Here is a 20,301-nt window from a genome sequence, read left to right as displayed (position 1 = left end):
CTTTTTCACTTGGAGAAAGTTTTTTTACTCGATATGACTTCTGTATGAAACACGGATTCCCACATAACCTCTGACATAATTTCTGCCGTTATACGCCTTGTTCGTAGGTACAAGATTATACGTTTCGCAGTTATGGTAAAGCCAGTCGTAAAAGCTTTTCTGTTTCAGCTCCTGCAAGCCGTTGCCGTGACACCAATTCACATAAGCGTTGTAAATATCAACGGAACTGGTTGTGTAGTCGGGTAAAAGCTGAACAGCCTGTGCGTCGTTCATAAACTCTGCAATGTTACAATTTTCCTGCTTTATAGCTTCCATTGTTTCCTTGGTTTTTTCGCTGAGTGTAAAAATAAAGTCGTTGGCAATAAGACGCTTCAAGCCGTCAAGTGCCCAGAAGAAAATTCCGTCAAGCTCTGCTATAAGCTTTTCCGAAAGATAGCGGTCAGGCTTTCTTCCTGTGGGAACAGGCTTTGTGTTAAGCACGATAAGTCGTCTGTGCCAACCGTCCGTCTTATCATAAAGTGAAGTCGGATTGCCGTTTGAAAACACGATAGCTCTTGCACAGAGCTTCGCCTGCACAGCCTGAACATTTTTCTTTTCTACGGAAATACTTGTTTCCGCCGTTACAAGACTTTTCAGAAACGACGTGTCCTTGATAGCTTCAAAGCTCATATCATCATCAACAAGAATTGTCTTGCCTACAAGATTGCCCTGTCGAAATTTATTTTTTGAAAGAGCAACAATGCTGTCGAAATAACAAGTCTTGCCGAACAGCTTTTCGAGAATTACACCGATACGGCTTTTGCCTTCTCCGCCTCGTCCTACAAGAAACAGCATAGCCTGAGCCTTCGTGGTGTTCAGCAGACAATAGCCGAGAAATTCCTGTAAGGTTATAACGTCCTCTGGCTCAAGCAGGTCGTTTTGCGGCTTCATATTGCGACAAACCAAATAGCTTTGCTGTGAAGTTTACAACATCGCCGTGTTCTGTGCAGCCAAAGCAATAGAAGTGGTCGTCGTAGAGCTTCATCGACGGAGTTTTGTCATTGTGGAAAATGCAGGTGGTCATTCCGTTACGCACCTCTACGCCGTAATACTCGGCGGCAGAGGGAACGCTGACGGTTGCCTTAACCTCCCCGAAGATGTCCAAGTTGAATTTCTCATTGAAATTCCTCCTTTAAAACGTAATACAGCGTAAAGCTGACATACACTTTTGTATATGTAAGGGGGACATTTCGGGTAAATGGGGATATTCAATTTTTAAGATGCTGCGAACTTAACGTACTCGTTTTGTTCGTATCTTCATTATACACCGAAACATACGTTTGCGTAAATTGACAGAATACCAGAAATATCGGGTCTGAAAAAGTCGATTTTCCGGGGGTATGGTGTCATAACCAGTAGGGATTAGTCTGTTCGTCATTGTGCTGTGTTTGCTGTTCGTGTTTTGGTGCAGCATAAACAAAAAAATCCCGAAAGTGACACTTTTTGAAGCGTTTTTTCGGGACAGAAAAATAGCTGTTTCTATGCAATTCACACAAAAACAGCTATCTGAAATATTCGGTTTTTCGGCATATAGGAGGTGGAGATAAATCACTTTTCAGGGATGAGGTTGGCTATGCTTCTTGTTACTTCTTCGCAAGAAGTAACGCAAAGATACTTCTGACAGCGGAGCTATCACAAGTCTTTGCGCTCTTCGAGGGTAATCTGCAATGCTGCTTTAAAAAATAAATCTATTCGATATGTTCTGTTTGATTTCAAGCTCTTTGATTTTTAAAACAATCGAGCCGTTTATTACGAATAAAGAGCGTTCCATTTCATTAAAAATTTCTCGCAAATACTGTGTTGTTACTGTATCCATATTTATATTTGTAATCTTTTCATGTGTGATATCATTTTTCTTCTTATGCTCAACGGCATCGTAGTTTAACTCTTTTTTTAAAAATACATATGGATTAAAAGGTAAAGACTTATTATGCTGACTTTGAGAAATTATCGCATTAATATCGTTTCCTTCACACAGTACATCGTATATCTCGTTATATAGTTCTGTTGTTGTAATTGTTGAGTCATTAACCTTTCGCAGCATTTCTTTATAATGACTATTGAACTTCAAGAAATCATTATGTATCCCACGAAGCCAAGCTATTTTTCCGTCTGTCTTATATATGCTTAATTGCTTTATACCTGATATTAAACATACTGCTATTCCTGTTACTAAATCAGCAAATATATTTGAAAATATCGATGATACAAAACCATTTAAACTTAAGTAAGCATATGATATATGAATAGATATGAGAGCTGATACCAATAGTATTCCAACGGTTATAAATTGTGGCAAAGTAATTACGGTTTTAATTTTATTCCATACCTTCTTCATTTTAACCCTATAAAATCATTCATCCGAATACAACCGGTTTATCAAAAGCGTAAGTGCTTCCTGAACGCTATACTTACACACTTTAATGTCGTATTCGTTTTTTAAGTATAGCGAATAGCACTCATCCTGTGCTTTATCAAAAAGATTGATTGCATTAATTTCTTCCGCTGTTAAATTCAAACTTTCGAGTTCTTCAGCACAAGAACCAGTGTGTTTACAAGCAACGTCAAACAGTTCGCTTCCAAGTTCTTTACACAGCTTCTCTAATGGTTGCTGTGTTTTCTTCTTCGCTGCATAAACATCTTCCATATCCCCAAGAGCCTTTACAAAATCAATAAACTCAGTTGAAATGAGAAGTTTATTCAGCACCCTTCTGTATTTTTCTGATTCATATCCCCAGTTAATACACGAATGTTCTGTTCCTGTTATTGTTTTAATTATTTCTAAGGTTTCAATATTTAGCCCTGTTTCTTCTGATATGAGTGTTTTGATTTTTGTGCCTTTTGAATAATCACGCTCTCCTAACAAGTATCCTAATTCACAATTGAAAATATCACACATTTTAAATAAAACATCTATAGGCGGAAGTGTTTTTCCTCGCTCGTAATTTGAAATCTGTTTGCCTACAACTCTTAATTTTTTTCCTAATCTTTCCTGAGAGAATCCTAATTTTTTCCTTTCAGACTCAATCACTTTACCTATTATTTCTGTATTATAGTGCATAACCACATTCTCCTTACCTTAAAAGTAATGCAAACTTACTTTACATTTCCACAATGATATTATATAATAAAATTGCACTTAAGTCAAGTGCAAAATTAAAATAAAGATTATTTTTCGGAGGTATTCACTATGAATAACACAACAACACTTATAATCGAAGATTTATCTCACCTCAAAGGCAAGTCCGCAGACCACGTTACACGCTTCTTGAAAAGATGCGGTGGTGGCAACGAAAGCACAATGGTTGACGGTCTTATCAAGATTGTCCGTATGCTTGATGAAGATAAGGTGCATTGTGTAAAAAATGCAAGAGTAGGTGGCATTACAATCGGGGTCATATGTACGGCTATCATTGGCGGCAGTGCATATTTGATACATAAGCACCGTGAAAAATGTCAAAGCCGAAAGAAAATGCAGGAGGTGGCAGAAATATTAAAACAGGAAGTAGCTCTTGCTGATGAAGAAAAACTCCCTGTTGATGAGAAGAACAATGTTACGGAAGATTAAGTGACCTCAAATAGACAGCTATAAGCTCCAGCGCTGTTTCCTTTTGTTGCGGTGTGCATTTGTCAAGCTCTGCAATAAGCTCAGCTTGTTTAGTCGAAAGACTTGGACATTCTTCGGTAAGAACAATATCCGGCGTTATATGCAGGGCTTCGCATATTTTTAACACGGTTTCAATGCGCATATTCACCGTGCCACGTTCTATATCGGCATAAGTCCTGTCAGATAAGTTTGCGGCTTCGGCTACTTCGCTTTGAGTAAGTCCTGCCTTCTTGCGTATTGCCAGCAATTTGTTCCCTATCGCTCTGAAATCAAAAATAAGCATTCTTCTTCCTCCTGTTTACCATATATAAGAATTATACTTCCTATATCGCTTGGCAAATAGGAAGTATTGTAGCATAATTATATGAAGAATAATTCATATTTATACAAACTATAATATTGGAGGGTTTATTTATGAAAGATAAAACTTTATTGTATCCTGCTTTAGATGCGATTGTTGGTGCATTTCTAATGATTATTACATTGTTTGTTCCTTTTGCATCAGCTAATGACGATTATAGCGAGCGACTTATGAGTTATCCTGATTCTGTCTACTCGGAAGAAGCAGATATGAAAAACGAGGATGCAGTACATATTTCCTTGATAGAATTTATAAAGATAGATTCTGCCGCTATTAAAACAGGCTTATATGAGGAAACAGCTATAGCTAATATGGTTGTTATCATTGCATTTGCTTTATTTTCGGTACTTACACTCTTATTTTCAGTGATTAAGAAGCCTATAGCAATTTTGATTTTTAACATTATTTCCTTTGCAATTATGCAGTTCATCCGGTTTGATTTTGAAGACAGAGGTGTTATCCCAAGCAGTTCTTACAATTGGGGAATTGCAAGCATTATTTGTTACATCGGTATAACCATATCAGTTATTGGTGCTGTGCTGTTACTGATTGCAAAGATAAAAAGCAAAAGAAGTATTAAAGCATCGGAATGATGTGAGTTTTAGGAGGATACAATATGAAAATAAGAAAATTAACAGGTCTGCTTTGTGCAGTTTCAGTGCTTCTTTCTTTTTCTGCGTGTGGCAGCAAAGAGAATTCCGAGGATAAATCCTCAAGCGAAGCAACAACAAGCTCAGCAGAGGTAACGGAAAAGGAAACTGCTGAAAACAGAACAGAGGCATCTGACGAAGAGGAAACAAAAGTACCGTCGGCTAATTCAGATGAAGATATTAACGATGTTGTCATTAAGGATATAGAAGATACACTGGCAGCATTATCAAGTGAATATGAAACCTTAAAGTCAGAGATAGATACATACACAAAATTTCTTTCCGGCACAGAAAAAATGGACGATTTCTGTGCGAGAGTCTATGATACAAACTATAATCTGTGCGTAAAAATGTGTGAATATAGCCTTGAATACGCCGAGGATATTGTTAATTCAGGTATGTCTAACGATGACAAATATGATGAACTCGACGAGTTGTATGACAGTATATACGATGACGGCGGCGAAGAAATTTATGACGGCATATACGATGGTATTCTTGAAGATATGTATGATGACTTCTATGATGGTCTGCTTGATGATGCGTACGATAACGAAGAATATTCAGAATACAGCGAGTGGTATGATATGCGTTCAAATGAATATGAACGGTGGTACGATACTCGTTCTGATGTATATGAAGATTGGTATGATATGCGTTCTGACATATATGAATTCTGGACAGATTTGAGAAGCGAGCTTTGGGATGATGACATTGAAAAGGCAAAGAAAAAGATAGAAGATTTCCGAGAAGATGTCGAAAAGATCAAAGAAGATGCAGGTCAAGCTGACAACAATACTTCTGACAGTGAAGAAAATACTGAGTCTGATAGCGAAACTGAAACAAAAGTGCCGGAAGAAGATAAACCTGCTGAAAATCTGGTTGATGGCATGCGACCTGAGTTTAAAGAAGCTCTTGACAGCTATGAGGATTTCTTTGATGAATACTGTGACTTTATGAAAAAGTTCAATGAGTCACCGGATGATTTAAGCTTACTCAGTGAATATACAGAATACCTCACACAATATTCCGAAACAATGGAAAAGATGAGCGAACTTGACGACGGTGAAATGAATGATGCCGAAATGAAATATTATCTTGAAGTAACAAACAGGATTAGTCAAAAGCTACTTGATGCAGCATTATAAAAGCAGCTCCCTATCATCTCGGTGATAGGGAGTTTTCATATCCATAATCTTAAGTTCAAGCAGTAAATGTTAACAGAGCACCGTCTGAATCGTTAATATCGCAAACAACTATTTCAACTTCACTATGTATCCAAAAGTATTAGAGGTGAAAATGAGTTCGTCTATATTCAAGCTTCCGTCACCATTATCTACCACATAAAATCGTTGATTTTATGTGGTTTTTTCTTTTACAGGACAGGAGTTTACGAGCTTCTGTCCTTTATTTGTCCATTATTCCGACTCCCTGTCATTTGCCGTAACTTATGCTCCTTTGCCTTTTGAAGAAAAATCAAGAACGGAAGCAATTGCTTCACCCGCCCTTGCTTGTGCCTGCTGAAATACATGACAGTAAATTGAGGTGGTTGTACTGATAACCGAGTGACTTAACGCTACCGAAATTGCCGCGGCGTCTACGCCCTCATTGATAAGAGCGCTTGCATAGAAATGCCGCAGGGAGTGTATGTCACAGAAACGAAAGTTGTTTTCCTCACAAAATTCATTGAACCAAAAATACGGCGTATTGTTATTCATAGGTCGCCCGTCATACTTTACAAACAGCCTGTTATAATCAATCCACTTACTTCCCGGCTTAGCCTTTTCCTCGTCCTGTTCGGCTTTATAAGATTTCAGCAAATCCATTACTGCAGTTGGAAATTTCAGCGAACGCTGTGATTTTTTCGTCTTGGTAGTATCGGTGTAAATCCCCTTTTTAGCGGAATAGTTAGATGTTCTGCGGACGGATATGACATGATTATCCCAGTCAATATCCTTCCATTCCAGACCGAGCAGCTCGCCTATGCGGACCACTGTATATAGCCAGCGTAAAGAATGTACGATACTTTAACGGCGCATTTTCAAGCAGTCGGAAAAGCTGTTCTATTTCCTCAATGGTGTAGATTTCCTTTTCCTTTTTCTCGCCCTTGGGCACAGTAACATTTCGGCAAGGATTATCCGATAGCATATCCATCCTCACAGCGAATGCAAACACATCTGAAATAAAGCTAAGGTGATGAACCGCCGTTTTGCGTGAAAGAGGCTTGCCTGTTTTCATGCTTTTCCCATTCAGTGCAAGATCGTTGATAAACTGCTGAATGTGCCGTCCCGTTATTTTGTCTATTCGCAGATGACCGATGGCAGGATATACACGATTACGAAGCTGGAGCATACGCTCATATGAGGTATTCCGAAGATTAAGCTTAGCATATTCCTCAAATCACTGTTCCGCAAATACTTCAAATTTAACGTTTGCCGTAACTTGTCTTGTCCTTATTTAGCTTTTCTATTTCAGAGGACAGTTCATTTTCATGATATACAGCGGTAACGTGTTTTTTGGCAAGAACAGTCAGACTATCGTAATCCTCCTTAGCGACCGTAACCTTACCGCCGAACAGCGTTTCTTTTACGGAAATGCTGTCAATATCAACAATTTTGCTGACCTTATCGGCGGTCCGGTCAAGGATAGACATATTTTCTGCAACGACGGCAGAGGTTTCCGATAATGCCGCTGATTTATCTGATAACTCAGCTTCAAGCGTTTTAACAGCTTCCTTTTTCTCCCAATAATCACCGTCCAGCCTGTCGATAACGGCTTCGACATCGTTCAGCAGGTCATTTCGGCGCTTTAGAAGATTATCCGCACACTCGATTTTGTTTTCAAGCCGCGCAACCTCTTTGGAACGTTCCTGCTTCTTGAAATCAAGCACCGACAAATGCTCATTGTTCGTTCCGAGCTGCTCCCGCTCAATGCCTCTGGCGTGCATAAGCTCCGAAAGCCGTTGCTTTTCTGTATCAATCCACAGCTTGCAGGAGGTGTTCATTTTGCCCTCCGCCTTAAATCCGCCCTGCTGTTCAAGTGCTTTTGTAAGCGATACCCTTGTTGAAAGTCCACGCTTCTGACCTGTTGCAAAGGGAACAAAATCGAGGTGCAGGTGCGGTGTTTCCTCATCCATATGTATCACAGCGTTGAAAACACGAAGCTGTGGGTTTCTTGCCTGAAATTCCTCGGCAAACTGTTTTAGTATATCGGCAGTAATTTTGCCAATTTCAGATCCAACAGGGGTATCGTTCATATTTCCAATCTGAAAAATGACCTCGTGGAAGTCACGCTCCTGCCTGCTGTGCCGGATATGCTCATAGTAATCCCTGATGATACGGTCCTTGCGGTTTTGTTTGGCATTGTATTCTGTCAGAGCCTTGTCGAAAAGCTCATGGTAAACATCCTCAATGCTTTCTTGGATGATAATAATATTGTTTTTGATTTTGCTGCGGTCAACATTATCGGTGATTAATTCACGGTTGTTGTGGGCAAGGCTGTGCTCCTTTCCGATACGTCCGCTGATTGTTCTTTTCATATTTGTAAAACAATCCCCTCCTTGTTTTTGAGCGTCTCGCATTTGTTACTTTCTGCGAAAGTAACGCAAAGATACTTTTGACATCCATTCCCATACCGTCCACTTCTATCAAAAGTATCATTGCAGCAGCTTTCCACTGCACACCTTAAATGACAATTGGTATATAACTTGTTTTCAAGCCCTTGAATCCCCGTACACGAGCATTTAAGAAATTCTGACGCTGACAATGCTGTCGGAAACTTCTCCGTCAATGTCATAAAGTTTGCCGCCGATACATTTAAGCGGATAGGCTTGCAGGAATTCATTACAGTACTTTACCTCGTTTATTGCGTTTTTGTCCAAAAGCCAGTTCGGCTTTAGGCAACACCTCCGAAATACGAGAGTAACGCCAATTTTGAAATGAGAATTTTTCCGTGCCGTCCCTGACTTGTGCGGATATACGGCAGCTTGTTCTGTGCAATGAGCTGACGGACGGTGTGTTCGGATAAACCTTTTACAGCCTCCGTACATTCCTTGACAGTGAGCATTTCAATAGGTTTGCTTGATTTTGGCAGCGCAGCCGCCGAGGTATCGTCCTCCGCCTCAAGCATTGCGTTCAGAAGCGCGGCTGCCTGTGCGATAAGCTCCTGTTTGTTTTTCATTGTCATACTTTGTACCTCCTTGAATTTTTTAAGAGAGTGCATTTTCACCTTTATACGTCAGGACAAAAATCCTTGATTTTTACGGTAGCTTCGGAAAACTTTTTGAAACTTCGTCTGTATTGCATAATTCTCAGCCGTATATCCTGTGCAATTTGCAAAGCGTAACCTCTCATCTAAGGATTTAAAGAAAAGTTTTATTTCTTTGTTTGAAAAAGCAGTCTGAAAAATATTGCCCTCCATAAGTTAAGGAGATTAGCAGGCTGTTTTGTCGGGGTGAAATGAGAAAGTTTTTTAAAGTTCATCTAAATTGCACAAATTGCCTGCGTGTTCTGTTAATTTTGTTGTAGAGAAAAACATCTTTACTTATTTGCTTGCAGATGTCAGCGCTGTCATAAGGAAGGACAAAAACTGAGCATATTTCCCTTTATTTGAGAAATATGCTCAGTTTTTTTATTAGCATTAGCGCAGTTGATTTTAATCCGCTCAGGATATTCGAGCAAAAAAATAGCAGCTCTCAAAACTGATTTTGAGAACTGCAAGCAGTTGTATGTGGTTTATGCTGATATTGCGAAAACCTATTATGAGATTTCTATGGGGGATTATGTTTCTAAACTTGCTGAGGAGGAACGCAGGAAGCATTTATATAAGGGTAAGTGCTTTTGATATATTTTGAAATTGCATTTGTGGTACTTCTATATTGCTATTATCCAAACCCATTATTTTGAATCATTGTTTGTATTATAATTTTGTATGTATTTATAAACTTTTACAATAAACCATGACAAAATTTCTGATATTATTACAAATCCCGTTATTATAGCAACACCAAAAGGCACCGCTTCCCTGCGATATCCTGAAGTAGCTCCATCTAAGTTAATTCCAACCATACCTATCCCATATAATCCTTTTCCGTGATATATATATACTAATATAACATAGATAACATCACTCACCAACCAATAACGTATTTTTTCAGAAACTAGTATCATTTCTGCTGCTACCGCTATTATCGTTGAAATTATCATCACAAAACCAGATACATCATCTAGGTTTTTAAATACGGTGAAATTTTTATACAAAAAAGGTATAAGTAAGAAGTGAAACATATATAAACCAATAGTTATAACTAACGTTACAGGAAAAATACGTTTGCTATCGTTTCTTATTTTCTTCAAAACAACACTCCTCTTTAGCGTGTATTTATACTGTACTAACAAAATTATTATATGCTATTAAGTAATATGTTATCTGTAAATGCGGGTCTGCTAACCCTCCGATTTTTAACTGCTTAAATCCAGGAATCTCTCCGCTTGAAATTATAAATGACTCTTTTGCATCTGCATATTTTCCCTTGACATCACGACCAAGGACATTGGAATGATCGTTTATTTCAGTTTTTTTCTTAGTTGTCATGTTTGCAAGTATTTGCATAAGATAAGCCGGACAATAATTAAATTCAACATGAGGTGGTATAACATTAGTGATAATATGATTAAGGATAGAATTAATATTTCCAAATAGGTCCCGCAATAAAGTACATCCAAAACCATGCGGTAAACAGACTAAATAGTTCAGAAACAATCCAATAGATAATCTTGTGGACTTTTGAAGATAGAGGTGCGATGAAATAGGCTGCGAGTAGAAGAATTTCCAGTATCAAAAAAAGGGATAACTCCAGCCATACCGCTTTTCTACCAAGAACTGTATTTGTAATGCCGATTCCTGCGATTACGACAAAATATAGTATGTGTATAAGCAGAGCAACCAATAATTTCAGAATTAATTTTTTCATAAGCTATATCCCAAAACCGAATATAAATCATAAACAAATGAGTTTGGCTTTTCTTTTATTCTATTCTTTACAACAGATGGTATTGTATTTGTATCGATTTGGTCGTCTGGATAAATGAGATTCCAGGCTCTTGTAGCAACCAATATACAGTTGTTCCAAAGCAAATCATATGTGTTGTGTTCATTATGATATTGTATTAGTTTATCCCACTGATCCTGTGTAATCTTCTTAGTATAGGCGTAGTTTTTATCATATTCCTGCTTAAAATCACTTGGTTTTGAAGAATCATAGTTTTCTATATAATTATTTGCTTCAACAGCAAATTCACGATTGAAAAAAATTCCTGATTCATCTCCATCAATTCCTGTAGAACCGCTTTCCGATAATTGTAATGAACCGAAAACGCCTCTACCTGCATTCCCAATAGCTACATATTCTGAATGATTTATCTTATACTCGCACGGCTTCACTTTGTCCCATGTCATATATTCATACCCACAAGCCAAGTCCGTAAAATCTAAAGTGTCATTTACATATCTAACTTCTATAATGTTCAACTTAATCCTCCTCTGCGGTAACAAAATCTGCTGAACGGATAAAAAGAAATGAAAGAATAATAAGTACAGCTATCAGCACAGCAAAGAATATATAGGAACAGGACAGTTCATAAATCTGTCTGCGAAAATATTTTGTGAAATGTAGCTTTACTATTGCATTACTGCAAGGAAATATCCACTTTAGATTTGTATCAATATATACTGAAGCTCCGCCCGCTAAAAGTAAAAACACATTTATTCCAACACCAATCAGCTTTTTGCCGAGCTCTGAAAAAACAAGCATAAGAAGTCCGCAGAATATCAAAAACAGAAACATAAGAGCCGCAGAATTGATCGCCGATCTAATCGGTTCATATTGATAATACAGATTTTCAGGAATAAGCAGCGCTCCGAAGCTCTGTGAATTGTCCGGAAACATTCTTGTATAATCGGTTATTGTTTTTGACCACTGTTGCGAGCATTCCGTATTACCGAAAGAGCATATAACAGTACTTACAAATATAGAAAAAATAAAAGTCACACAGGCATAAATAAGAAAAATTATTTGTCCGCAAAGCCAGCTGTTTTTACCTGAACGCTGTACGCAAAACAGCAGATTACCATCATTTTTCGGAAAATCTGCTATCAAGGTCATAAATACTACCGGCATTAACATCATTAGCACATCGGAATTTGCTATAGCTATAAAAGGTTCAAATGTATTAAGCGGTATATCTGTCTCCGACGACATTTTAAGCAAAGGAATAGCTGCAAATTGATTTATAAATATCAGAGAGCATAAAAAGATCATCAATCTTGGACTTAATATCCATTTAACGTACTCAATTTTTGCAATGCTGAATGCATTTTTTATACTATTCACAGCAATCATTCCTTTTGCGTACAGTTAATATTCCGAAAATAACAGATAAAGCGATAAGTAAGCCTACTATAAATATTTCATATTTCACAAGTCGATTTTCATAGGCCTTAAAAATACCGTTTACTAAAAAAAGCTGAACATATTTTTTTATATCAGATTCCGTACCGCTGATTATTCTATTAATAAGCACATTGTAAAAATGCAGCAGCATAAAAGGTATACATATTATCATATATTTGTTACTGCTATAAAGAGACATCAAATATGCAGGTAAAAAGCACACTATTCCGATAAGAAACGCACCCGCCAATCGACTGAAAATGAAACCTGATACACTCATTCCACGTAAAGCGATCCGCACCATATTTCCGCCTACTAATACCGCGGACGGAAAAAGCAATGCCGACAACAGCATAAATAATCCATAACCAACGCTTAAAATAACTCCTGAGGATAATGCCCCCGCCAGAAATCTAGAAAGTATGAATGCATTTTTTCCGCAGCGTACTATTTCAAATCTTTTGTAGGAAGTTTTCTCTTTTGAAATACTTTTGACAAACGGAAGTACGCATATAATTGGCGTAAACATTATAAGCCAGCCACTCATAGCAGATCGGATAACATTTTCACAGACAATGGTGTTGCTTTCAGAAAAATCTGAAATATTTCTTGTCAAAAGCATTGTAATTACTGAATATTCTTTCCCGCTGTCAGTATCGTTGAAAACGTCAGTAATACAGCAAAGAGCCAAAACTAAAAGAGAACACACTACGATTAAAGGATCAGTAAAAATTTTAGTACATTGTATTTTAAAGCTCCTCAGCAGCGACATTTTATTCACCATAATCCTTTTTTATATATCCACATTATTAAATAATGTTGCAGCTTCGCCTGTTATTGCATTTATAAAAACCAATCGTTCATAGTCACGAGTCGTATCAAGCCATATAAACCAACCAGGCTCGGCGTAATACCCTGTATTTTCTTGAAAATAAAACTGTCCATCCGTTTCCTTATTCCAAGACGAACCATTTTCTTTTCTGATTTCGGGAATATACCCAAAACCTATCTCTTTTACATTATACTTATGATTAGCTGCCAAAATGTTTTCACACTGATCTAAAGCCGATTGCAGGCTTACATACTTTCTTGGACTGTCTGTAATTTCATCTATAACGCAAAAACCATGATTGCCTAAAAATTCATTTATTTTATCAGGTTCTGTAACAAACACCTTTATTCCAAAATAGGGATATTTATCAAAATCACCGTCGCTGTAAAAAAATCTGTTAAGTTCCATTCCGTCGACAGTTCTTTGTATATGGTAAAAATATGCATATTCTTGTTTATATTTTAATACATCTACATAGCCGATACGCATTTCTCCGCAACCGTTTTCCGACAGCCGTTCAAGAAAGTCGTTTACATAATCTACACCATCGCTTATGCTGTATTCTTTACCTGAAAGAATATATTTCTTGTCTTCATACGGCCAATCAACAAAAATCGTTTCAACTGTTTCACTGTCATATGCAGAAACACCTGTTGTAAATCCGATACCTCCGTTTGAAGAAATATTAAGATAGCTATAGCCGTCATCGTAAGAATATCCGGCAGGCAATGAATTATCGAATCCCAGAAAATAATCATCGTCATAGGATTCGTCAGAAATAAAGTATGGTCTTAATATATTATATTTATTATCAAAGTCAGAAATCTGCCTTAGTTTAACACAGTCAGCCTTTTCAGGAAAATTATCAGCAAGAGCGTTCAGCGCGTTTGGATCGATAGACATATTTTCATAATCAGTTTTAACGTCAGTAATATGTTCTTGAACATCATCAAGCGTCAAATAATTAAGCTCAATTGCGGGAGTATATCCTTCACCGGTCGAAACTTTATTTTCTGAACTACATGATACCAATATAAAAGCTGATAATATTAACGGTATAACTCTTTTAGAATACTTCACTGCTGTTCCCCCAAATATATCGTTTATGCTGCTGAAAAAAGTAATTTTGAATTTCTTTTCTGCAGCAGCATAAAACCTCAAAGTATTATATATTTATTTAGGTGTTCTGGTATACCCGGACGCCTTGATGTCATCTTCATCATAGTTATTCAAAGTTATCTTGTTTTTAACTTCGGCAGTTGGCTTATATGAAGATGTCATAGTTATGAAATATTCATAACTATCATTGTTATCAATAGTAATTTTGTTGCTTCCATTAGGAGAAGTAGAGGTTATATCAGAGTACAGTACCCCGTCTTCACCAGTCCAACTAGTAACTATAACATTCTTTGTTGTACCATTGTTTATCTTAACCTTGTTACCAGCCTTCAACGTTTTAGTAACTGATTTACTGCTCTGCGCTGATGTAGCGCTAATAGACCATGTAGCGGAGTCATATGTATCCGCTGAACTATATGCATTCGCACCTATAGCCGAATTTAAGACCACGAATGAAGCGAAATCAACCGCTATTACCATTTTAGTATCTGTTTGATAAACTCAATTAAAACTCCGCCGCAAACAGTTGCAAAAGTACCGGTAGTAAAGGTGGCTATGTTATCTGTTACAAAGCTTTTCAACCCTTTTTTATTTTCTTTATTATATAGTTCCTTGGCTTTTAAAGCGCAATTTTTTTCAGTAAGACTATCAGACCCTTCAATCACGCTATTTAAGCACTGGATAAAATCAGAGTTTATTTGACTGTTTCCATTATTAATAACAGCATTAGAAAAAAATTCGCCCCCGCTGATAATGTTGTCCTTAAATTCAATATTCATAAAGTTTCTCTCCATAATTATTTAATAGTTGATTGATTGAAGAAGCTGCCGCCGGATATAGTACATGAATCAAACTTAATAGTGGTAGTTTCAGTTTTTTTGCCGTCCATCTTCTGTAATAATAATTTAACTACCTGGTTTAAAAATTCTCTGTTCTGGCAATGGAAATATAATGACATTCCTGAATTCAAATTGATTTGCAAATTATCACCGCGGTTTATATTGTACCAGATAACAGCGGCGATCCATATCAAAGATGTTATAATCATCAATCCGGCTAAAAAGGTGCTTAAATCCGATATTGCTGTTCCTAAAGCTCCGATAATACACGCATATATCCACGACTTGTTAGAAGGCACAGGGGAAATTGTAATAAGGGAGATATTGTCTATACAGATAAATGAATCATTGTAAGTAATTACGTTATTGCTTATCTGAATTGACGGAACGGTAAGTTCCTTCACAGAGTTTAAAGATGCCATTAAATATCACTCCTAATTATTGTATAATAAAATTATTATACAATAATTAATAAAAAAAATCAACATAGCATGGCATAAATCTTCAGTATTGCGGTAAAATCTGCTTAATTACACAAAATGGCTTGCGATTTTTATGCAAATTGTTAGAAGAAAAACATGGGATATACTAGCGAATCGTCAATCTCCGACACAATCATTATTATATATCCGGTTGCTCTCCTGTATTAATTATATTATTATGTATTAAGTTATTTTCTATTATTGTCAAAATGTTTATTGTATCATATTTTCATCACTGAATCATTAACATTAGTCAGCGTATGACAGTCGGTTTTTATTTTTCTTTTCACCTTATTTGTTATTGATTTTATCCATGAATTTATTTATTAAATCATTAAATTCTTCTTTTTCTTCTTTACATAACCATTTATAATTATTAGAATGAATTATTGCTTTTGATAGGATAAGTTGAATATCATTGTAATGGTCGTGTAAGTTTATTTCATCAATTGTATAAAGCTTTTTTAAAAGTTCTCCTTCATACAATTCACCCACAAGAGGATCTCTTTTTAAAAATTCTATTGCTTTTAATATTGCTAATTCAATAGACTCTTTTTGACGTATCATTTTTAATACATCTGCTATATTAATTTCTGAAATATTTTTGTCTATTAATCTATTATACCATTTCTGTAATGGATATAATTTTCCATCATCCTCGATATAATTACATTTATATATTTCTCTTATGGTCATTTTATTCATCAATTAATACCTCCGTAAGGATTACACTAATTGTCTTTTGCAAAATTTAAACCCTGCCGTTTTCTTTTAAATTCTCTTACCTTGTCACACCACTCGTCTATCAATTGACGCAGTTCCTTTGTGTCTACCTCGCACCAGTTTCCCATTCCGTCCTCGGCAAGCATATCATAGATCATTGTTTTTTGTAAAGTTATTTCCACTCCGCATACATTACCGGCTATTTCTCGCTTGCGCTCCTTTCCTTCTATTACCATGTCGAAATTTTCTTTTATCCATTCTTCAAATTGTGTAACTTCAGAAGATAAAAAGGTACTTAATAATTCATATTTTTTTTCTGAAAATATTATACTTATACCTTCTATTCCATTTTTCATTTTATATTCTTTATATATATAATTCATCATTCTACTCCTTCCGGAAAGGCTGAGATTATCTTTCCATTATTATTTAGATACATTTCCATTTTCATTTAACCTTTTAATATCTAAAAATAATTTATAATTATTTATTGCGTCCAATCCACTAATCTCAGATGAATCTGCACTGAAAATTTCTAATTCGGTAATATATTTATCTTTTATATGCAGAAACATTTGAACAGGTGGCTTTGAATCTCTGAATACTCTTAATTCAATTGGGGTTCCATTTTCTATATTTATTTTTTGAATATTACTAGGAATTGAAAATTTAATAAATATAAGATATTTATCATAATGTCTCTTAATCACTGCATTGTTAATTTGTAACTCTAATATATTATCTACTTCTTTGTCACCAGTTTGCATAAAACTAAGCCAATGTTTCTCTTGGTTTGTTAACAATTTGTTATTTATCATATAATCCTCCCTTATATTATTTTATATAATAAGTACCGATATTAATTATTTTATCTGAAACACCAAATGCGGAAAATTCAATTGTTACATCCTTAAAATTAAATTGTCTTTTACAAAACTGTCCACAATTTAATGGATTTTTAGATAGTTCTTGCGTGATAGCATTATTAACTTCATCTACTGATAACCCAGTTCCTTCAAGATGTCTGCCACCGTGACCAAAAGTGTATTTAATTTCATCAATTTTTATTATAGATGTAATCCCTCCACCACCTTTAGGAGGTTTATAATCATTTATTTCTTTTATTGTACTCTGTATATCCTTAACCCCATCCGGCATCTCAGCTATATTTATATCGTCTACATCCGTTTTACCAACATAACTTAAATCACTCTTCTGTCTTAATCCCGACCAATTAAAGTAATTATCAGCCTTATTAAGCCCATGATCCATCAGCACTCCGGAAGCTATTCCTGTTATCATCCTCTGCGACGGATTCAGGTTAAGCTCCGATGTCATGTAGTCTGTCGCAAATCATATATGTATCTAATTACATCTGTGTAAATACTTCAACCAGAGTTTTTCTCATGAGTTTTTTTCTTTTTCGCTTTAAATTCTCTGACTTTTTCACACCACTCGTCTATCAATTGGCGCAATTCCTTTGTGTCTACCTCGCACCAGTTTCCCATTCCGTCCTCGGCTAAATTATTGAATATCTTGGTCGTACTTGCTGTTATCTCCACTCCGCAAACATTGCCATTATTTTCACGATATTCTGCTTGTCCACTTAATACAGCGTCAAAGTCTTCCTTTATCCATTCTTCAAAAGGTGTTACATCATCCTCTAAAAATGTAGATAGTATTTCATACTTTTCATTTTCAAAGTCAATTGTCAAAAATTCCTCACCATTATATAATTTTACTATCCTCAATTTATATTCTAACATATTTATCCTTGTCCTTAATTTTTGTTTTTATAAAGATTCTTCCGCTGAATGCAGAAAGTGTCAATGCCACAGAGTGTTTATCATCAAAATCAGAGCTTTTATAAGCAGCTGAGCGTTTTGGAGTTTCTGTTGTGCCGCCGTAGATATTCCAGTCGCTGTTCAGCAGTTCTTTAAGTGAAAACGGTTCGTCAAAACACAGTACAGCCTTCTGGGGCTTATCAGAGAAATTGAAGCAGCATACTGCCGATTCTTTCCCGTTAATACGCTCATAGGCGTAAAGGCATTGTTCCGCTTTATCAACTATAAGCCACTTAAACGATGCCATATCATAATCGCCGTCATAAAGCGAGGAATAAGATTTATAGATTTCTCCCAGCTTTATTATGTATTTGTGAAAGCTGTCGTGAGCAGGATATTTTAGCAGATCCCAATCCTGTTCCCTTGTTTCGTCCCATTCGCGGAACTGGGCAATTTCTCCCCCCATAAAATTCAGCTTTTTGCCGGGGTGTGTAAAGACATACATATAAAAAGCGCGCGCCTGCTTGAATTTATCCTCGTAATCTCCCCACATTTTTTGTATTACCGTAGCCTTTCCGTGTACGTTTTCGTCATGAGAAAACGGTAAAAGATACAGTTCGTTATAAAAATACGCCATAGAAAAGGTCAGCTTGTGATAATGAGCAGGGCGTTCGTCGGGCGGAGTACGGAAAAAATCAAATGTATCGTTCATAAAACCGAGATCCCATTTATAATCAAAGCCAAGACCTCCGTATTCAGCCGGTGCGGTTATCTTGGGAAAAGCGGTAGAGTCCTCGGCAATAAGCATTGCCGTAGGGTGACGGTGCTTTAAACCGCTGTTCATGAATTTGAGGAAATCCACAGTATTTCCGTTTACGCCTCTTGCCGGCTCTCCCTGCCAGTAGATGGCTCTGCTTATTGCGTCCATACGAAGCCCGTCAAAGTGGTATTTTTCAAGCCAGTAATCAGCTGCGGACTGAATAAAGCAGCAGACCTCACGTCTAGAGTGTATAAAATTACAGGTCCCCCATTCACTTATTGAAACATCGCTGCTTGGGTATTCGTAAAGATATGAGCCGTCGTATTTCGCCAGGGCATAGCCGTCGAGAGCAAAGTGGACCGGAACAAAATCCATTATGACGCCGATCCCTGCATTGTGGCATTTATCAACCAGCTCCATAAGCTGAGCCGCAGTTCCGTAGCGTGAAGTAGGTGCGAAAAATCCTGTATTTTGATAACCCCATGAGCAGTCGGCAGGGTGTTCGCTTAGAGGCAGAAATTCAAGATGTGTAAAATGATTTTCAACAGCGTACTCTATAAGCATATCTGCGATCTTATCATAGGTATACCAGCCGTTCTCATCATCGGGATTCGTTTTCCAAGAGCCTAAATGCACCTCATAAATACTCATTGGTTTGTTGTAATTTTTATCACGTTCAGCAAGCCATTTTTCATCTGTAAAATGATATGTGTCCAGATCTCTGGTTATTGAGGCGAATGCAGGACGAAGTTCCATTCCGAAACCGTAAGGATCACAATGCTCCCTGCGTTCTCCGTCTGACGAATAGATAACGTATTTGTACATTTGATCAAAATCGGCGGATTCTGAGCAAAGCTCGAAAACTCCTCCGTTATTTTTCATAGGCTCTTCTTTCCAGCCGTTGAATTCGCCAATTACAGAAACTCCTGCTGCTGCCGGTGCAAAAGTCCTGAATATCATTTTTCCGTTTTCCTTATGCGCTCCGAAATAATCGTAGGCGTTAAAAACCTTTCCCATATAAAATTCGTGCATATTCATTATACATCATCTCCCGTTATACTGCGGTTTTCGGATATTTCCGTTAGCCTTTTTATTATTCTTACCAATTCTGCGGAATCACTTTCTCCAAGACGTTCAAGCAGAAACTTCAGCTCGTTTATAAGACAGCTTCTTTTCTGCTCAACGTAAAACCTGCCTTCGTCTGTAATGCTGACGATTACCTTACGCCTGTCGCTTTCGGATATGCGGCGGCTTATGAATCCCTTTTTTTCTGCTGATTTAAGAGCAGCTGCCGTTCTTGCGCTGGTCACAGACAATGCTCTGCAAAGCTCAGATGGAGTTATATTGTCGCTTTCGCTTGTGTCCAGAAAATTAAGCATTTTAAGTTCGCCCTGAAAAAATTCGCTGAAATTAAATAGGGGGCTTCTGTAATAAGAATTCTTCAATGCTTCAAAAAGCTGCTGAACAAGTCCGCTGTAATCCATTATGATCACCTTATCTAAATTAATATCTAATACTGTTAGATATTATAACACATATATTAATTAGAATCAATCGCCTTTTTGATTAAAATGTACGGCAGTTATTTGTATAAAACGATAAATAATTTCTGCCTTCAGTCTTCCCGATACCCTTGATTTTTCTCAAATATATGT

General features: G+C 36.8%; 27 protein-coding genes and 1 pseudogene. 3 read left to right on the top strand and 25 right to left on the bottom strand.

Translation table 11 applies throughout. The features are described 5' to 3' along the window. Positions 1–24 precede the first annotated feature (24 nt). From ACYQ0H_RS04775 to ACYQ0H_RS04760, 4 genes are all read right to left on the bottom strand, one after another. Entirely contained in the window at positions 25–930 is a 906-nt protein-coding gene (locus ACYQ0H_RS04775) for a DNA primase family protein (protein WP_459811706.1), read from the bottom strand. Next, positions 905–1,144, bottom strand: coding sequence for a CHC2 zinc finger domain-containing protein (locus tag ACYQ0H_RS04770; RefSeq protein ID WP_459811705.1), 240 nt, complete (start codon positions 1,142–1,144; stop codon positions 905–907). The genes ACYQ0H_RS04775 and ACYQ0H_RS04770 overlap by 26 nt, the downstream gene beginning before the upstream one ends. Before the next feature lie 570 nt (positions 1,145–1,714). Next, positions 1,715–2,377, bottom strand: a complete 663-nt coding sequence (locus ACYQ0H_RS04765) for a hypothetical protein (protein ID WP_459811704.1) — start codon at positions 2,375–2,377, stop codon at positions 1,715–1,717. A 15-nt stretch (positions 2,378–2,392) separates the two neighbouring features. Next, positions 2,393–3,100 carry a helix-turn-helix domain-containing protein gene (locus ACYQ0H_RS04760; protein ID WP_459811703.1) on the bottom strand — a complete coding sequence of 236 codons (708 nt, stop codon included), beginning with the start codon at positions 3,098–3,100 and terminating at the stop codon, positions 2,393–2,395. 129 nt (positions 3,101–3,229) lie between these two features. On the opposite strand from ACYQ0H_RS04760, the gene ACYQ0H_RS04755 reads away from it, so the two are divergent. Continuing rightward, positions 3,230–3,607: a hypothetical protein gene (locus ACYQ0H_RS04755; RefSeq protein WP_459811702.1), complete on the top strand. Its 378-nt coding sequence runs from the start codon at positions 3,230–3,232 to the stop codon at positions 3,605–3,607. On the opposite strand, the gene ACYQ0H_RS04750 is transcribed toward ACYQ0H_RS04755, so the two are convergent. Next, on the bottom strand, positions 3,594–3,929 hold the full coding sequence (locus ACYQ0H_RS04750) for a helix-turn-helix domain-containing protein (protein WP_459811701.1): 336 nt from the start codon (positions 3,927–3,929) through the stop codon (positions 3,594–3,596). The two genes, ACYQ0H_RS04755 and ACYQ0H_RS04750, sit on opposite strands and share 14 nt — an antisense overlap. A gap of 131 nt (positions 3,930–4,060) precedes the next feature. Here ACYQ0H_RS04750 and ACYQ0H_RS04745 point away from each other — a divergent pair, with 131 nt between their 5' ends. Together ACYQ0H_RS04745 and ACYQ0H_RS04740 are read left to right on the top strand one after the other, a co-directional pair. After that, positions 4,061–4,600 (top strand): hypothetical protein, encoded by a 540-nt coding sequence (locus tag ACYQ0H_RS04745; RefSeq protein ID WP_459811700.1) that lies wholly within the window; start codon positions 4,061–4,063, stop codon positions 4,598–4,600. Between the two features lie 23 nt (positions 4,601–4,623). Beyond that, a complete protein-coding gene (locus ACYQ0H_RS04740) occupies positions 4,624–5,805 on the top strand; it encodes a DUF6591 domain-containing protein (RefSeq protein WP_459811699.1) in 1,182 nt (393 codons plus the stop codon). Positions 5,806–6,105: 300 nt separating this feature from the next. Here the strand turns inward: ACYQ0H_RS04740 and ACYQ0H_RS04735 are convergent. From ACYQ0H_RS04735 to ACYQ0H_RS04640, 20 genes and pseudogenes are all read right to left on the bottom strand, one after another. Then, positions 6,106–7,102 (bottom strand): annotated as a pseudogene (locus ACYQ0H_RS04735) (tyrosine-type recombinase/integrase); the annotation flags it as partial. After that, the gene (locus ACYQ0H_RS04730) at positions 7,083–8,195 is read right to left on the bottom strand and encodes a plasmid recombination protein (protein WP_459811698.1); all 1,113 of its coding nucleotides are present in this window, start codon (positions 8,193–8,195) and stop codon (positions 7,083–7,085) included. The pseudogene ACYQ0H_RS04735 and the gene ACYQ0H_RS04730, both read right to left, overlap by 20 nt. 204 nt (positions 8,196–8,399) lie before the next feature. Then, complete coding sequence (locus ACYQ0H_RS04725) at positions 8,400–8,537, bottom strand: hypothetical protein (protein ID WP_459811697.1); 138 nt, start codon at positions 8,535–8,537, stop codon at positions 8,400–8,402. A 14-nt stretch (positions 8,538–8,551) separates the two neighbouring features. Continuing rightward, positions 8,552–8,842 carry a DNA-binding protein gene (locus ACYQ0H_RS04720; protein WP_459811696.1) on the bottom strand — a complete coding sequence of 97 codons (291 nt, stop codon included), beginning with the start codon at positions 8,840–8,842 and terminating at the stop codon, positions 8,552–8,554. A 710-nt stretch (positions 8,843–9,552) separates the two neighbouring features. After that, positions 9,553–10,011 carry a hypothetical protein gene (locus ACYQ0H_RS04715; protein WP_459811695.1) on the bottom strand — a complete coding sequence of 153 codons (459 nt, stop codon included), beginning with the start codon at positions 10,009–10,011 and terminating at the stop codon, positions 9,553–9,555. Between the two features lie 25 nt (positions 10,012–10,036). Next, on the bottom strand, positions 10,037–10,267 hold the full coding sequence (locus ACYQ0H_RS04710; RefSeq protein WP_459811694.1) for a hypothetical protein: 231 nt from the start codon (positions 10,265–10,267) through the stop codon (positions 10,037–10,039). 357 nt (positions 10,268–10,624) lie between these two features. Further along, positions 10,625–11,185 (bottom strand): hypothetical protein, encoded by a 561-nt coding sequence (locus ACYQ0H_RS04705; RefSeq protein ID WP_459811693.1) that lies wholly within the window; start codon positions 11,183–11,185, stop codon positions 10,625–10,627. Between the two features lies 1 nt (position 11,186). Then, positions 11,187–12,047: a hypothetical protein gene (locus ACYQ0H_RS04700; protein WP_459811692.1), complete on the bottom strand. Its 861-nt coding sequence runs from the start codon at positions 12,045–12,047 to the stop codon at positions 11,187–11,189. Next, complete coding sequence (locus tag ACYQ0H_RS04695) at positions 12,040–12,891, bottom strand: hypothetical protein (RefSeq protein ID WP_459811691.1); 852 nt, start codon at positions 12,889–12,891, stop codon at positions 12,040–12,042. The genes ACYQ0H_RS04700 and ACYQ0H_RS04695 overlap by 8 nt, the downstream gene beginning before the upstream one ends. A gap of 9 nt (positions 12,892–12,900) precedes the next feature. Further along, on the bottom strand, positions 12,901–14,019 hold the full coding sequence (locus ACYQ0H_RS04690) for a hypothetical protein (protein ID WP_459811690.1): 1,119 nt from the start codon (positions 14,017–14,019) through the stop codon (positions 12,901–12,903). Positions 14,020–14,112: 93 nt separating this feature from the next. After that, complete coding sequence (locus ACYQ0H_RS04685) at positions 14,113–14,538, bottom strand: hypothetical protein (protein ID WP_459811689.1); 426 nt, start codon at positions 14,536–14,538, stop codon at positions 14,113–14,115. Next, positions 14,532–14,837, bottom strand: a complete 306-nt coding sequence (locus tag ACYQ0H_RS04680; protein ID WP_459811688.1) for a hypothetical protein — start codon at positions 14,835–14,837, stop codon at positions 14,532–14,534. Before ACYQ0H_RS04680 ends, ACYQ0H_RS04685 begins: the two co-directional genes overlap by 7 nt. A 17-nt stretch (positions 14,838–14,854) precedes the next feature. Further along, positions 14,855–15,319, bottom strand: coding sequence for a hypothetical protein (locus ACYQ0H_RS04675; protein WP_459811687.1), 465 nt, complete (start codon positions 15,317–15,319; stop codon positions 14,855–14,857). A 351-nt stretch (positions 15,320–15,670) separates the two neighbouring features. Beyond that, positions 15,671–16,084, bottom strand: coding sequence for a contact-dependent growth inhibition system immunity protein (locus ACYQ0H_RS04670; RefSeq protein WP_459811686.1), 414 nt, complete (start codon positions 16,082–16,084; stop codon positions 15,671–15,673). 26 nt (positions 16,085–16,110) lie between these two features. Continuing rightward, on the bottom strand, positions 16,111–16,488 hold the full coding sequence (locus ACYQ0H_RS04665; protein ID WP_459811685.1) for a hypothetical protein: 378 nt from the start codon (positions 16,486–16,488) through the stop codon (positions 16,111–16,113). A 39-nt stretch (positions 16,489–16,527) separates the two neighbouring features. Beyond that, the gene (locus ACYQ0H_RS04660) at positions 16,528–16,920 is read right to left on the bottom strand and encodes a hypothetical protein (protein ID WP_459811684.1); all 393 of its coding nucleotides are present in this window, start codon (positions 16,918–16,920) and stop codon (positions 16,528–16,530) included. A gap of 16 nt (positions 16,921–16,936) precedes the next feature. Further along, the gene (locus tag ACYQ0H_RS04655) at positions 16,937–17,440 is read right to left on the bottom strand and encodes a hypothetical protein (protein WP_459811683.1); all 504 of its coding nucleotides are present in this window, start codon (positions 17,438–17,440) and stop codon (positions 16,937–16,939) included. 50 nt (positions 17,441–17,490) lie between these two features. Then, the gene (locus ACYQ0H_RS04650; RefSeq protein ID WP_459811682.1) at positions 17,491–17,817 is read right to left on the bottom strand and encodes a hypothetical protein; all 327 of its coding nucleotides are present in this window, start codon (positions 17,815–17,817) and stop codon (positions 17,491–17,493) included. A gap of 37 nt (positions 17,818–17,854) precedes the next feature. Beyond that, positions 17,855–19,684, bottom strand: a complete 1,830-nt coding sequence (gene glgB, locus ACYQ0H_RS04645) for a 1,4-alpha-glucan branching protein GlgB (protein WP_459811681.1) — start codon at positions 19,682–19,684, stop codon at positions 17,855–17,857. Further along, positions 19,684–20,130 (bottom strand): MarR family winged helix-turn-helix transcriptional regulator, encoded by a 447-nt coding sequence (locus ACYQ0H_RS04640; protein ID WP_459811680.1) that lies wholly within the window; start codon positions 20,128–20,130, stop codon positions 19,684–19,686. Before ACYQ0H_RS04640 ends, glgB begins: the two co-directional genes overlap by 1 nt. Between the last annotated feature and the right edge of the window lie 171 nt (positions 20,131–20,301).

It is taken from the genome of Hominimerdicola intestinalis, from assembly GCF_054655215.1.
The sequence above is the reverse complement of the archived record's forward strand: the minus strand, read 5'-3'. Positions and strand labels throughout refer to the sequence as shown.